Source organism: Aeromicrobium sp. A1-2, from assembly GCF_003443875.1.
In the GTDB taxonomy this organism is placed as follows: Bacteria; Actinomycetota; Actinomycetes; order Propionibacteriales; family Nocardioidaceae; genus Aeromicrobium.
In genome coordinates, this window is sequence record NZ_CP027482.1 from 2,478,990 (window position 1) to 2,492,634 (window position 13,645).

Consider the following 13,645-nt stretch of genomic DNA (forward strand, 5'->3'; position numbering starts at 1 on the left):
GGCCCGATCCGCGATTCAACCTTGGAAACGTAACACTTTCCCGGAGTTGACTTCAAACCGCGCGCGACCTCCTGGCTGGCCCGGATTCCGTCTCCTGGCGGCCGAGCCGGATCGTCGCACCGGCCAGGCCGAGCATCAGGAAGTACAACCCTGCCGACATCGGGAAGCTCAGCCCGTCGAAGACCGCGAACGATGCGGCACCGGCCGCGACCGCTGCGGCAAGACCCTGCGCCACCTGTCGCGAGAGCAGCTCGGTCTGGCGACGACGCGTCCTCAGCAGGCAGATGATCGCGGTCAGGATCACCGCGACGAAGGCGCCGAGGCCGACGATTCCCACTTCGATCAACAGGCCGAGAAACTGGTTGTCGAGGATCCGGTAGCTCGGCAGAAACGTCGAGAACCCCCGGCCGAACAGGGGTGACTTCTCGATGAATTCCATGGCGATCGGATAGGAACCGGTGCGGGAGAGGGCGCTGCTGTCCCCACCGATCCGGGTGAAGAGCCCGAGCAGGCTACCCAACATGCCCGGGACCATGATGTAGACGCATACGCCCAGCAGCGCCGCAGCCGCGGCTGCAATCCGCCGTGTGGCAGGGGGCCAGCTCACCGCGATGATGAGGCACCCGACCGCCGCGGAGAGCAACGTCGACCGGGAGATCGACAGCGGCACCGAGATCACCAGCGCCAGCACCGGGAACCAGCGGCGCACCGCTGAGCGTCCGGTGTCGCTGAGCGCCAGGGCCAGCGCGATCGGCAGGATCATCGTGATCACCGCGCCGTACTCGATCGGGTGCGTCGCCATCCCGGTGGGCCGGGTGAATCCTTCACGCTCGGTGAGGCCGAACAGGCTGTGGTTCGACACCAGACCAGGGATGCTGATTCCGTCAACCAGCGGCTGCCCGGTCACGAATTGCGCGATGCCCAAGGTCGCCATGGCTCCACCAGCGGCGACGACCCGCCGCACCAGGACGTGCAGGCGCTCCATGCTGGGAATGCCGTCGTGGGCGACCAGGAGCACCCCGCCCCAACCGGCAAGCAGCACCATCCCCAGCTGCGCCCCGTTGAACTCGGGTCCGGCGATGGGCCGAATCATCGCCATGACGAAGCTTGCGAGGAAGGCGAACACCATCAGCAGGAAGGTCCAGCGCAGCGGCTGGAATCCCGCTCCCGTCGATTCGGGCCTCTGGACGTGCGACCAGATCCACCATGCCAGGCAACCCAGGCCGATTATCGCCGCCGGCGAGCCCGCTCCACCCAAGGGGCCGAGCACGAGCCGTGACGGTATGCCGATCAGTGCGACCAGGTAGATCGTGAGGACCGTGACCCCGTCGGCCCTGGGCAGACTTCGGAAGCCACGCAGGCTCTCAACGGCAGATACGGCCACGCGTGATCCCCGTCCGGAGCGCCGAGGACCTCATCAGGAGTTCCCGCTCGAAGGCCTGATGGCCTGCAGCTCACGCTCGAGGGCGGTCAGGTCGTCGTCGCCGGGGTGCACCCCGAAGAACGCGTCAGGATCCTTGCGCAGCTTCCGGGCGAGCAGGACACCGTCGAGATACCCCACCAGGAGGAGGGCCCCGAAGATCGTCACGAGCGCGACCAGCACAACCAGTCGGTACCGGGCCTTGTTGATGGTCTTGGGCACGTCGTCGGTCGCCACGACAGATGTCGTGATCTGCGAGCCCTTCTTGACACCGAGCGATGACTGGAGCCCCTGAAGCACCAGCGGCACCTCATCCTTCACCGCGTCGAGCTGCCGCTGCGCTCCGGCCTTGGAGCTGTCGACCGCGGTGATCAGCAGGATCGGTGCACTGGTCGCCACGTCCGAGACGACCTCGTAGTGGCCCGTCGGGGCGCGCTCGGCGATCCGCTCGAGCGCGCTGTCGGCGCTCAGCGCACGCGCCAGCACGTCGACGCTCTGCTGGAGGCCACCGAGAAACAGGTAGGGGTTCCCGGAGTCCCCGGTCGTGGTCCGGGGCGGCACCAGGACCAGGCTGGACTTTGCCTCGTAGGTCGGAGAGATCAGACTCGCGGCCGCCACGGACAGGCCCACGGTCAGCAGCAGGCCCACCGCAACGAGGTACCAGCGGCGTAGCAGGCTCTCGCTCAAGTCGCGTAGGTACATGCCGCCTGCTCCTGCCCTGTCAATGAGGTCATTCTACGTTCGATCCTTGGTCGTGGTGGCGGATATCGAAGCAACATTCTCAGCCTGAAGGGCTGCGTTCTCCCCGTCACACCTGCGATAATCGACCAGTGCTCGGGAGGCGAGATGACAGTTGACGAGGTGCTCAGGACCCTCTGGCGTCGTCGCGTCCTGAGCATGGTCGGGCTCGTCACGACCGCGGCAGCGCTGACCTTGGTGTGGTCCCACCAGGGCGTCTACTCGAGCCAGGCCAATGTCGTCTTCCTGGCCCCGTCGACCGTCGAGAAGCCCAACTCTCTGGTTTCCACGACGACTGGCCTGATCTCGATGGCCGGCTACGTCGAGCGGATCGTCAACGCCGGCGTCGAGAAGCCCGCGACCACGTCGAACGTGACGTTGGTGGGTCGCGGAGTCCGCGACGGTTACTCGGTCGAGCTCCCCGATGCAGGCGGCCAGTGGTCGCACAACTTCGAGCAGGCACTGCTCAACGTGCAGGTGACCGGGCCCACCGAGAACGTCGTGCGTGCCCGGCTGTCCCGCCTGTTGCGGTCGATCCGCACGACGACCCAGGACCTGCAGACCGCTGCTCACGTCCCCGCCTCGCGAACGATCCAGACCGAGGTCACGCCGGCCGCCCCCCGTGTCATCCACGCGACCGGGAGCCGGATGCGGGCACTCGCGGCGACGCTGCTGCTGGGTGTGGGACTGACCGCAGGCGCGGTCGTGTCGTTCGATCAGCTGGCAGCCCGACGAAGGCAGGCCGCGGAGCGACTGCCGGGAGGGCCTGCACGTCCGGTACTGCCTTGAGATCAGGGCCGGACGCGTAAGGCGCCGAGGGACGGAGCCGCTCACGCATCACCAGGGCCAGGAAGGCCGAGTTGGTCGTGAGGTAGCGCCGCCACAACCGGCGGGGCTCCTGCATGACGCGGTAGAGCCATTCCATCCCGCATCGCTGCCAGGCTGCGGGCGCCCGCTTGGTGACGCCCGCGAGCACATCGAACGATCCGCCGACCCCGTGCAGGATCGGCACGCCCAGGGTGTCGCCGTGGGTAGCCAGGAAGATCTCCTTCTTGGGTGAGGACATGCCCAGGAACAGCATGTCGGCACCGGAGGCGGCGATGTCCGCCGCGACCTGCTCGGAGTCGTCGTCGGTGAAGTAGCCGTCCCGGCTGCCCGCGATCCGCACCCCGGGCCACTGGTTCGCGATGCATTGCTCGACGGCCCGGAGCACTCCGGGGCGGGCTCCCAGCAGGTAGACGCTGCGGCGGTCCCGGTCGGCCACACCGAGGAACAGCTCGAACAGATCGATGCCCGCGACTCGCTCGGGCAGCCGCTGACCGAGCAGGCGGCTGGCCCACACGACGGACTGCCCATCGGCCAGAAGCACATCGCATCCCAGCAGCGACTCACGCAGGATCGGGTCGGAGCGTAGGTGCACGACCTTGGCGGCGTTGACCACTCCGACGAGCAGCCGCCTGCGCGACAGCAGCGAGGTCTCGGTGAGGCTCACGACCTCCGCCGCCGTCATGGCATCGATCTGCAGCCCGAAAAGCTGCCGGCGGGTTCCGGCGTGCACCAGCGCGTTCATGATGCGTCCCCGTCCCTCGCCGGGAGCCACGCGTACAACAGCCAGCCCAGCTCATACGGCCGGCACTCGTGGTCGACCCGGTTGGCGGGAAAGGCTCGGTCGAGCCGGGGGAGATACAGCCCGGACCGCATCGCGGTGGTCACCGCCGACAGCTTGCGCACGGTCTTGCCCGGCTCACGCCGTCCCACCTTGCGCCAGATCAGTCCCGCCTCCTCGTCGATGAGCTCCTCGTCGATCTCGGGATGCGTGTCGAGCCAGCGCACCCCCCGGACGATCTCTCCCGTACGGTCCGTCCCACCGGCATCGGCCAGATCGAACAGCGCCATCGGCGCCATCCCGTGCTGGTGGACGCTGTAGACGGGGAATCTCTCGACGACGTCGCCAGTACGCGCGTCGTAGTGCCACCACCACTGGCCCGCAGGACCTTGGAGCTCGCACAGCCGGTCGGCGGTGCGCTCCGCCGCGGCCAGCAACGCTGGCTCCTGCGTGGCCGCAAACATCCTGGCCAGTGCCTGGACCGGGTAGATCTGATCGGCGAAGCAACCGACGTGTCGTCTCCAGCGGCTCTGCGTCTCGGGCGGTGACATGTGCGGGAAGAGGCCCCGCGCACCCTGCGTCTCCAGCAGCCGAGCGGTCGCGTGCTCGGCCACGACGTCCCTGGGCCCGCACGCGCGCAGGGCCGCGATCAGCATCCAGGCCAGGTCGACGGTCGGGATCGGTTTCCCGCTGGCCAGCTCGGTCTCGAGCCGGGCCATCAGGGCGGTGTCGGTTGCTCCCAGCACCTCCGCCGACGCCCAGACCGCGAGAGCAGTGGTACCCGGATCAGACTGTCGCTTGGCACGGACCGCGGAGGCACCAGCAACGTCTACGGCGGTCGCCCCCGACAGGACGTACCGCTGGTCACCCAGATCGAGTCGTCCGATCCCGAGCGCGGCGATCGCCGAGTAGCGCAGGCTCGTTCCCTCCCGGACGGGAGCCCCGCCACCTCCTCTCACGGTCTGGGCGAAGTCACCCGACCGGATGTCATGGGCCCACGGCAGGCCACTTTGCGCGGCTCTCAGGAGCCGCAGGACCTGACCGTCGGCACCGTGCACGGCCGCTCGCGCAATGCGGGACGGCGCGCCGGGTATCAGCTGCTCCACTGTGTGCTCCTCTGTCTCCATGACGTTCAGCTCCTCACGACTGAGGGGGACCACGCCTGCTCGATGAACAGCGATGGCTCGGACCCCGGATTGGTGTCGATCTCCCAGATGTCACTGACACCCGCGTGATTCGCGCGGGGCAGGCCGTACAGAAGGGTGTCGGCGTCCAGCCACTCGACCTGGTCGTCGACGCTGTGCTGCTCTCCGCGCAGGACGCTCTCGTGGCCCGTGGCCAGGTCGAGGACCGCGATCCTCCAGTCCGGGGTGGCGCCCCCGACGTCCTTCTTGTAGGCGATCTGGGACCCGTCCGGCGAGAGCGACGGGCACTCGACGCCCTGATGGATCGCGGTGAGGGTCTGCGCCGCGAGGTCCCCCCGCACCAGGTAGGTGTTGCCGCCGGCGGCAACCGTCGCGTAGATCGTGTTGTCGTCCGACCCGAACGTCACGCCCCAGACGTTGCGATCCACCGGGTTGACGGTCTTGCCGCCGATGACCAGGGTGAACTTCTCCAGATCGCCGCGGTCCCCGCCGTCGGCGTCGCGGACACGGGTCGCCGTCGAGAACCCCATCTGCATGTACGAGTGGCCCGTCACGAACGACGTCGTGGCCAGCAGAGTCCCGTCGGGCGACAGCCGGGTCCGACTCGGTTGCCCCGGCAGGGACCACGAGCGCACGGTCTTCCAGCCAGCGTCCAGCTGCATCGCCTCGAACGTCGTCACGATCCCCCGCTTGGTCCGCAGGCACACCGCATCACCCGATGTTGCGTAGACGCGATCGCAGGTCACCCCGGTGAAGGCCCGCGGCCCGCCGGGATCGGACAGGCTGACCATCGACACCCGCCCGTACCTGCTGCCCAGCTCGGTGTTGCGGAACACCACGCGGGGCGACTGCTCCATCGCCGCGACCTGTGTCACCGCAACCTGTGGGGGTGCTTCGGCCCGCTCCGAAGCACGACTCGCCGCCGCCACGACGTAGATCCCCGTCGCGATGATCAACGCCGCGGCGACCACCACGAAAAGGCTGATCCGCAGGCCTGTGGTCATGCCGAGAGACCCTGCCGAGTCCTCGACCGGGAGACCGGATACTCCGCCAGCACGACTGCCATCGGATCGTCGTAGTCCATCAGGATCGAGACGATCGAGTCCGCTGTCACCGGACGGTGTGCCGACCACACGATGTCGATCCCGGCGTCCTCGTAGGCCTCGTCGTGGCCCGTGTAGGCACGTCCGACGGTCTCGGACAGAAAAGTCGTCGCGTCGTACTGCCGCAGGACCGCAGCGAGGCCCGCCCCGCCAACGCCCAGCGGGACTCGTCCGATCGAGACGGGGGTCGTGATGTCAAGCAGTTCACGGATTCCGAGGATGAGCTGGAGGTTGAGCTGCCACAGGAGCTCGGTGTGGGCCTGGTTGATCATGTCCAGCACCAGGTCGCCGTAGCGCGACCAGTGCCTGGCTTCCCGGTAGCGCTCGGTGATCAGGTCCGAGAGCGCAGCGCAGGTCTCCACCGGCAGGATCCTGGCCTCGGAGACCAGCGAGCCGTTCCGGCCGCTGACGACGGGTATCGAGCCCCATCTGCCACGCATCATGACCCGGCGCTGGGGGGCCCGCGGCTGGAACGGATCCGCGATCCTCAGGTCGAAGGTGTCCGCCTTGGCCATGTCGTACCAAAATTCTGAGGACGGCAGCAGGTCGACCTGGCGCGAGGCGACGATCATCGTTGACCGCCCACCAGGACGGCGCCTCGCTCGAGCGGCGCGGCGTGCCGGCCGCCGGTCCGTCCGGCTGCACGGACCATCGCGAACTGCTCGGCCCACCGCACGCCGCGGGCCGCGCCGATCGTCTGGGCGCTCGTCCGGACGTTCCGGGCAAGCGGCGAGCGATAGGCGATCGCCGCAGCGATCTTGCGGGCGAGGTCCTCCTCACGGAGCGGCTCGCAGACGTTCCAGTGGACGTCGGCGGGATAGTCCCCGACGTCGGACGCACCCACGTCGTAGAGCAGCACGGACAACGACGGAAGGGCCTCACGTGCCGCCGGCACACAGATGGCCCGCAGGCCAGCCTCGTACGCGACCAGCCGGTCCTGCTGCTGCGACGGGAACGGCAGGTAGAGCTCGGACGGACGTAGCCGCGCGAGCAGCTCGGACAGCTTGCCGACGAGCCGGTCTGTGTCGTCCCCCACCCGGAGTCGGGGCAGGTCCAGCAGCATGCGCATCGGCTCGCCGAGCATGTGTTGGGCCGTCCTGAACCTGGCCGTGCGCTCCTCGTCGAGATCCGCCAGGATCACGAGTGCCGAGTCGTCGCAGTGCTTGGCCAGCATCCCGCCGCACCCCAGGGCCTCGTCGCCCGCGTGAGCGGCGACGACAAGACGGGTCGTGGGTCGAGCCGCTCGCAGCATGCCGGCGTCGAGATGATTCATGCATGGCTCCATGTAGTCGCGGCGGAGCCCTTCAGAGATCTACCCGCACGCCCCTCCAGAAAGTACGGGTGGTGATCACGGCCCCAAGGTGGTGATGGCCCTCATTGAGGCATGGCCGGGCAAAATTTCCGTGAAAGGCATCCGGGTGCCCCGCCGGGGGCGGGCGGGACGACCGCACAGGAACTCGGGCTCCCGTGCGGCCTCCCTCTATCCACGCCTAGGCGGCATCCTCGGGGCGATGACCGCCGATCGACGCGGAAGCTCCCTCGCGGCGCCCAACATGCCTGACGGCTGCCTCACTACATGACGCCCACTTGAGAAATATTGTCGATCCGCACCGTCAAGACAGCGTGAAAGCGACTTCCGCATCCGTCCTGAACAGGCGCTTTGCGGGAAGCCGCAAGGAGTCGACGTTCGCCTTCGGAGGCCAGGACAGCGCCATAGCCTGAAGGAACTTCCAGACCTGCTGGGTCCGCCGGAAGTGGTGAGAACTGCGAGATACGTCGCTCCGCCAGCATCCGACCCAGAGTGCACATGAAGACGATTGGGGCGTTTCCAGGGTGAGCGATCGTATTGAGATTCGTATGTTTGGCCGGCTTTTCGTGCGCCGGTCCAACGGCCAGGTGGTCGACGCGGATGAGTGGAGCACCGGCAAGACCGCGGACCTGCTTCGGCTTCTCGCTCTCAACGCCAACCGACCGGTCAGCGTCCACAGCCTGCTCGACAAGCTGTGGCCGGACGTCGACGAGGACAAGGCCCGGGCGAGCCTGCGCACAGCGGCGTCGCGCATCCGGCAGACCTTGGGCGAACCATGCGTCGAGCGGCACCTCGGCGGGCTGATCCTGCGCAACACGTGGGTCGATGTGGTCGCCTTCCAGAGCCTGGTCCACGACGCCGGCGCCGCACTCCACCTGCGCCACTGCGCGCAGGTCGTGTCGATCGCCCGCGAAGCCGAGGCGCTGTACGTTGCGGACTTCCACGCCTATGACGACAAGAGCGGCTGGGCCAGCGAGGTCCGTGATTCCCTCAAGCTCGGACGGCAGTCATTGCTCGCCGATGCCGGGGAGTGCGCCGTGCGTCTCCTGTGGATGCGCGATGCGATCGACTTCTCGACCCTCGCCATCGCCGAGGACCCCTGCTTCGAACGGCCACACCGCACACTCATGCAGGCGCACGCAGGCCTCGGCGAGACTGAGCTCGCGCTTCGTGCTTTCGAGCACTGCCGGGTGTACCTGTCACAGGAGCTGGGCGCCGACCCGTCACCCCAGACCCGATCACTGCACATCCAGGTGCTCTCGGGCGGACCCCCCGAGATCTCGCTCAAGCTCTTCGCCGGCCGACAGGGCGACGTTCGGCCACTTTCCCGCACGATAGGCGCCGCCATCGCTGGAAACGGGATCGACGTCGTGTGCGTGAGCGGGCCGACCGGCTCAGGCCGCACTGCGCTGCTGGAGGCCGCTGCGGCCCACGTGCCCCACACGCAGCTCCGCCGGTTGGTAGACGACGCAGACCGCCCGGCAGATGCCCTGCGCCTCGCGACTGTGGTGGGGAGTCACCGATCCGACATCGCCGTGTGGGGAGATTCCGACGGCGAGCCGAGCTGGGAGGTGAACCGCCTTGTCGCGTTCCTCGCACAGCTCGATCCCTCGACCGCCAGGGTCATCGCGGTGGTGGCCTCGGACGAGATCGCCGAGCTCCTGGCCGAGCGATTGGGCGAAGTACCCGCGACCCTGCACCTGCACAGCACGGGCGCGGTCTCGGACGCCGAGCTCGCCGCACTGGCCAGCGCGGCCCTGTCGGCACCGGCCACGGCCCGGCTGCTTGTCGAGCTCACCGAACAGAGTCAACGGCTCGCCGGGCGGGCGGTGTCGATCCTGCGCGAGTGGATCGAGTCCGGGTGGATCATCTCGACGACCGATGGACTCGACCTGTACAACGAGGTCCCGGCCATGACCGGGGTCGCGCCGGTGGGTGACTACTTCCGCACCACGCTCGAGCAGATGACCCTCGCCGAGACCGAGTTCTGCGAGCTGGTCGCGGTGCTCGACCGCCCGGTGAGTGCGCCGATGCTGCGGGGCGTGAGCCACACCCGCCTCGATGAGCCCGACGACCTAGAGCAGGTCCAGACCCGACTCGACGAGATGGCAGACCTCGGCGTGCTGCGCATCACCGCCTCAGGGTACGAGCTGCGCAACCGAGCGATCCGCGACGCCTTCGAGCAGCGGCTCCGCCCCTCGGTCCGGGCGCGTCTCCTGCGCCTCATCGGCCAGGAGTTCCACGAGGCACACCCAGCGGATGCGCATACGGCGGACGTCTGAGACCTCCCCGCCAAAGGCCCAGCCGGAGGTGGATCCGGGCTCAGGTCCTGACGGGGGCCCGATCGAGATCTGTGACCCATACGTAGACCAGGGGCACCACGACCAGCAGCATCCCGGCAATCGCGAGCAGAGCCTGATGCGGACCGACCGCAAACCACAGCACGCCGAATGCGGTCGATGCGACCAGACGGGCCAGGGCCACGACAGTCTGCGCACAAGCGATGCCGCTCGCGCGGACCTCCGGCGCCGAGAGACGACCGGCCACCGCTGCCAGGACACCGTCCGTCGCGGCGTAGAACGTGCCGAGCAGCAGCAGCGGGAGCACCACGAGCACGACTCCACCCCATGGAGCGGCCGCGCAGACGTAGGTCAGCAGGAGTGCGCCGTGGCCGGCGACCAGGACCTTGGTGCGCCCGACGCGATCGGCGAGCCTGCCGATCGGGATGGCCAGGGCCAGATAGGCGACGTTCGTGCCGACGTACATGAGAGGAAACCAGCTGGCCGCGAATCCTCCCCGGTCCAGCAGTGCGAGGTAGATGAACCCGTCGCCGATTGTGAGGAGGCCCAGCACGCCGGCAGCCAACAACAGCTTCCTCATCGACGGGCCGGCCACGTCCCGCCACCGGAACCGGCGGCGCTCCGGGCCGGGTGCGCTCCGCGTCGAGTGGCGGTCTGGCACGAGCAGTCCCAGCAGTGCAAGACCTAGCAGGGCAAACGCCAGGGACACGACCATGACGGTTGTGTAGCCGTCCGGCACGGCCCACAGGATCGCGAAGGCGACCAGCGGGCCGGCCGCGGCGCCGATCGTGTCGAGCGTGCGATGCACCGCAAAGGCCCGGCCCAGGTGCTCGGTGTCCGACGAGTCGGCGATCATCGCGTCTCGCGGGGCGGTCCGGATGCCCTTGCCGATGCGATCGACCGCGAGGACCGCCGTGATCGCACCGAAACCGGTGGCGACGAGGAGTCCCCCTCGTGCCACGGCCGACAACCCGTAGCCGATGAAGGCGACCCACTTGGGATGACCCCCGCGGTCCGCCGCCCACCCCCCGACGATCCGCACAAGAGCGCTGGCGCCCTGGTAGAGACCGTCGAGGAATCCGTACGCGATCGGCGACAGGCCCACGACGGTCGTGAGGTACAACGGCAGGATTGCGGCGACGGACTCGGACGAGATGTCCGTCAGGAGGCTGACCAGACCGAGCGAGACAACGATCGGCGCGACCTTTGTCCTCGTGCCGGAGCGCCCGGCCGCCGCGCCGCGTGGACGATCCCCGAGAGAGATGTACACGGACTATCGAAGCCTGGTCACGCGATGCTGATCACTTGCCCGCGCCGGCGCGCAGAGTGCCGAACAGCGAATAGTTCGTGACCGTCCGGCTCGACCGGGTCACGGTCACGACGATGCCATCGGCGCCTCGCCGAAAGCTCGCAGCGGTCGAGGGCGCTGCCGCCGGGGCACTCGACTCGGTGAATCCCTGCTTTGACAAGACCCCGCGGTAGTAGGCCAGCACAGCATTCGGCGACTTGGGGCTGGTCGCGACGACCGAAACCTGGAGGGTCTTCGCCGTCGAGGACACCCCGCTCGAACCGAGCTTCGAGCCCGGCAGCACAGGGATCACGGACCGTGGGAAACCTGCCACCAGGCCACCTCGAAGGCTCGCGCTCTGGGGGAGCGGTCCGCTGAGCAGCGCACCCTTCTTCGCGGACGACGTGGACTTGCTGAGCCCGGGAAGGCCCTTCACGACCGCACTTTCCGGCTGCCGAATCACCTCCGAACCGTCCCCGTTGGTGACTTGGTTGCCCGAGCCAGCCGACTGGGACCCCTTCTCGGAGGAGCCTCCTGCCGGATCGCCACGGTGCCACCCGCTGGCACCGGCGGCAGCAAGTCCGACCACCACGACCAGTACGGTCGCCGCGATGGGCCCTGCCAGCGAGCGGCGCGCCACGGTGGCTACACCGCCCCGTCGCGGTTGAGCACGACTCGTGCGGTTCTGACGGCGATCCGCAGGTCCTCGCGCAGCGTGGCATTGTCGACGTAGTCCAGGTCGAGCCGAACGGAGTCCGACCAGCTCAGGTTGGATCGTCCACCGACCTGCCAGGCCCCCGTCATGCCGGGCTTGGTGCGCAGCCGGCGCCGGATCCAGTCGTCGTAGGCGTCGACCTCGTGGGGCAGCCCGGGCCGCGGACCGATCAGGGACATGTCGCCCCTGATGACGTTGATGAGCTGTGGCAGCTCGTCGAGGGATGTGCTGCGCAGGAGCCTCCCGACCGTCGTGGTCCGCGGATCCTCCGCCATCTTGAACAGTGGTCCAGCGCCCTCGTCGACGAGCCTGAGCTCGGCGAGCCGCGCCTCCGCATCGACGACCATGGTGCGGAACTTGTAGATCGTGAACGGCTTCCCGTCGAACCCCACCCGGGTCTGGGTGAACAACGCGGGACCGGGCGAGTCACGACGGATCAGGATCGAGACCATCAGCATGACCGGCGACAGGACCGCCAGGAGCAGCGTCGCGCCAGCCCGGTCCATGGCTGCCTTGCCCCACTGACCCGGACGCGAGCGGCGGCCCGGACGAACCGAGAGGACAAGCCGGCGGCCGAGGACCCTGGGGGTGATCCGGTGCGGCCCGGCACCATGCACGTCCGCCGCCACGGAGAGCTCGATCGCCGAGCGCTCCAGCGCCCAGCTCATCCGCCGTACATCATTCGCGCTGAGCAGCGGACCGGGTGCCACCACGACCTCGTCGACGCCCAGACCGATCGCCACACCGGCTACGTCGACGAGCGATCCAAGGATCGGGACGTTCGCGATCTCCTGGGCCGACTCGTCGACGAACTCGGGCAGACACACCCCCCGCACGTCGATCTCCGGGCACACGCTCCACTGCGTGATGAACTGCTCAGCGCCCAGCCGTCCACCGACCACCAGCACCGACCGGGGCGGGCGGGTCAGCCGCGCGAGCAGCCCTGCACAGGCCAGGACGACCGCCGAGCTCAGGACGACCACCAACGCCTGCCGGACCTGCGTCGGCGTCAGCCAGGCGAACGAGGACCCGGCCAGCAGAGCTGCACCGATCGGAGTCAGGAGGCGGTTGACCGGACGGAGGCTGCGGTTGCGCTCGTAGGCCGGTGCCATCGCGAGGTCGAGCGCCATGGTGCAGAGCACCGCCGCTGCCGCGAGCCACACGACCGGGGCTGATCCGGCGAGGGCCGTTGCACCGATGACCGCCGTCGCACACGCCAGCGCGTGCGGAAGGGCTCCGTGGTCGACGAACCGCGGCATCGGGAACCGCACGCCGGCGATGGCCGACGCGAGGCGCGCCTCACCATCCGAGCTGACATTGCCCGGATTTGCCCCGAACTCGACTGACGTCACCAACCCACCCCACAACAAGTGCCCCGAATTGACCGCTGGCTGGAAGCATCCCTTGTTGCCGTGAAATTAATACAAAGCGCCTGAGCCCCGATCGGGTCAGCGGTTGAACACGCTCTGTGTCTGCTGCAGCCCGTGCGTCATGAGGCTCTCGACCGCGTCGGCCGCCTCCTCGACATAGGTCGGAAGGTCCTTGCGCTCGGCGGCCGTGTAGGGCTTCAGTACGAAGTCGTGGACGTCCTGACGTCCCGGCGGGCGGCCGATGCCGACGCGGATCCGATAGAAGTCCCCCGTGTCGATCGACTGACGGATCGACTTGAGCCCGTTGTGCCCGTTGTCGCCGCCGCCGAGCTTGACCCGGAGCATGCCAAAGTCGATGTCGAGCTCGTCGTGGATCACGATCAGGTTGGCCGGCTCGACGTCGAAGAACTTCATCAGCGTCGAGACCGGACCGCCGCTCTCGTTCATGTATGACCGCGACCGGCCGAGCACGGCACGCTCATCGGCCAGCCGACCCTCGACCACATCGGCTCGACCGGACTTGTGCTTCTTCCACGACCCGCCCGTACGAGCAGCGAGGACCTCCGCGACGAGGTGGCCGACATTGTGACGGGTGCTGGCGTACGTCGGGCCCGGATTTCCGAGCCCGACGACCAACCAGGTCACACGACC

Annotated in this window: 12 protein-coding genes; 1 reads left to right on the forward strand and 11 read right to left on the reverse strand. The window is 68.4% G+C overall.

Going from position 1 to position 13,645, the window contains the following annotated elements; all coding sequences use genetic code 11:
- Positions 1–52: 52 nt before the first annotated feature.
- The 7 genes from C6I20_RS12090 to C6I20_RS12120 all read right to left on the reverse strand — a co-directional run bounded on the left by C6I20_RS12090 (position 53) and on the right by C6I20_RS12120 (position 7,285).
- Positions 53–1,384 carry an O-antigen ligase gene (locus tag C6I20_RS12090; RefSeq protein ID WP_118396191.1) on the reverse strand — a complete coding sequence of 444 codons (1,332 nt, stop codon included), beginning with the start codon at positions 1,382–1,384 and terminating at the stop codon, positions 53–55.
- A gap of 33 nt (positions 1,385–1,417) precedes the next feature.
- The gene (locus C6I20_RS12095; protein ID WP_118396192.1) at positions 1,418–2,122 is read right to left on the reverse strand and encodes a hypothetical protein; all 705 of its coding nucleotides are present in this window, start codon (positions 2,120–2,122) and stop codon (positions 1,418–1,420) included.
- Positions 2,123–2,783: 661 nt separating this feature from the next.
- Positions 2,784–3,728, reverse strand: coding sequence for a WecB/TagA/CpsF family glycosyltransferase (locus C6I20_RS12100; RefSeq protein ID WP_118398880.1), 945 nt, complete (start codon positions 3,726–3,728; stop codon positions 2,784–2,786).
- Complete coding sequence (locus C6I20_RS12105) at positions 3,725–4,870, reverse strand: hypothetical protein (protein WP_162891297.1); 1,146 nt, start codon at positions 4,868–4,870, stop codon at positions 3,725–3,727. Before C6I20_RS12105 ends, C6I20_RS12100 begins: the two co-directional genes overlap by 4 nt.
- A gap of 26 nt (positions 4,871–4,896) precedes the next feature.
- Positions 4,897–5,913: a PD40 domain-containing protein gene (locus C6I20_RS12110; protein ID WP_118396194.1), complete on the reverse strand. Its 1,017-nt coding sequence runs from the start codon at positions 5,911–5,913 to the stop codon at positions 4,897–4,899.
- Entirely contained in the window at positions 5,910–6,584 is a 675-nt protein-coding gene (locus C6I20_RS12115; RefSeq protein ID WP_118396195.1) for a WbqC family protein, read from the reverse strand. The genes C6I20_RS12110 and C6I20_RS12115 overlap by 4 nt, the downstream gene beginning before the upstream one ends.
- Positions 6,581–7,285, reverse strand: coding sequence for a PIG-L deacetylase family protein (locus C6I20_RS12120; RefSeq protein WP_118396196.1), 705 nt, complete (start codon positions 7,283–7,285; stop codon positions 6,581–6,583). The genes C6I20_RS12115 and C6I20_RS12120 overlap by 4 nt, the downstream gene beginning before the upstream one ends.
- Before the next feature lie 584 nt (positions 7,286–7,869).
- On the opposite strand from C6I20_RS12120, the gene C6I20_RS12125 reads away from it, so the two are divergent.
- A complete protein-coding gene (locus tag C6I20_RS12125) occupies positions 7,870–9,603 on the forward strand; it encodes a bacterial transcriptional activator domain-containing protein (protein ID WP_118396197.1) in 1,734 nt (577 codons plus the stop codon).
- 40 nt (positions 9,604–9,643) lie between these two features.
- Here C6I20_RS12125 and C6I20_RS12130 read toward each other — a convergent pair whose 3' ends face one another.
- The 4 genes from C6I20_RS12130 to pth form a co-directional block, all read right to left on the reverse strand.
- Complete coding sequence (locus C6I20_RS12130) at positions 9,644–10,891, reverse strand: MFS transporter (RefSeq protein WP_118396199.1); 1,248 nt, start codon at positions 10,889–10,891, stop codon at positions 9,644–9,646.
- Between the two features lie 31 nt (positions 10,892–10,922).
- Entirely contained in the window at positions 10,923–11,345 is a 423-nt protein-coding gene (locus tag C6I20_RS12135; RefSeq protein ID WP_162891298.1) for a hypothetical protein, read from the reverse strand.
- Between the two features lie 209 nt (positions 11,346–11,554).
- On the reverse strand, positions 11,555–12,976 hold the full coding sequence (locus C6I20_RS12140; protein ID WP_118396203.1) for a sugar transferase: 1,422 nt from the start codon (positions 12,974–12,976) through the stop codon (positions 11,555–11,557).
- Between the two features lie 96 nt (positions 12,977–13,072).
- Positions 13,073–13,639 (reverse strand): aminoacyl-tRNA hydrolase, encoded by a 567-nt coding sequence (pth, locus tag C6I20_RS12145; protein WP_118396205.1) that lies wholly within the window; start codon positions 13,637–13,639, stop codon positions 13,073–13,075.
- Positions 13,640–13,645 lie beyond the last annotated feature (6 nt).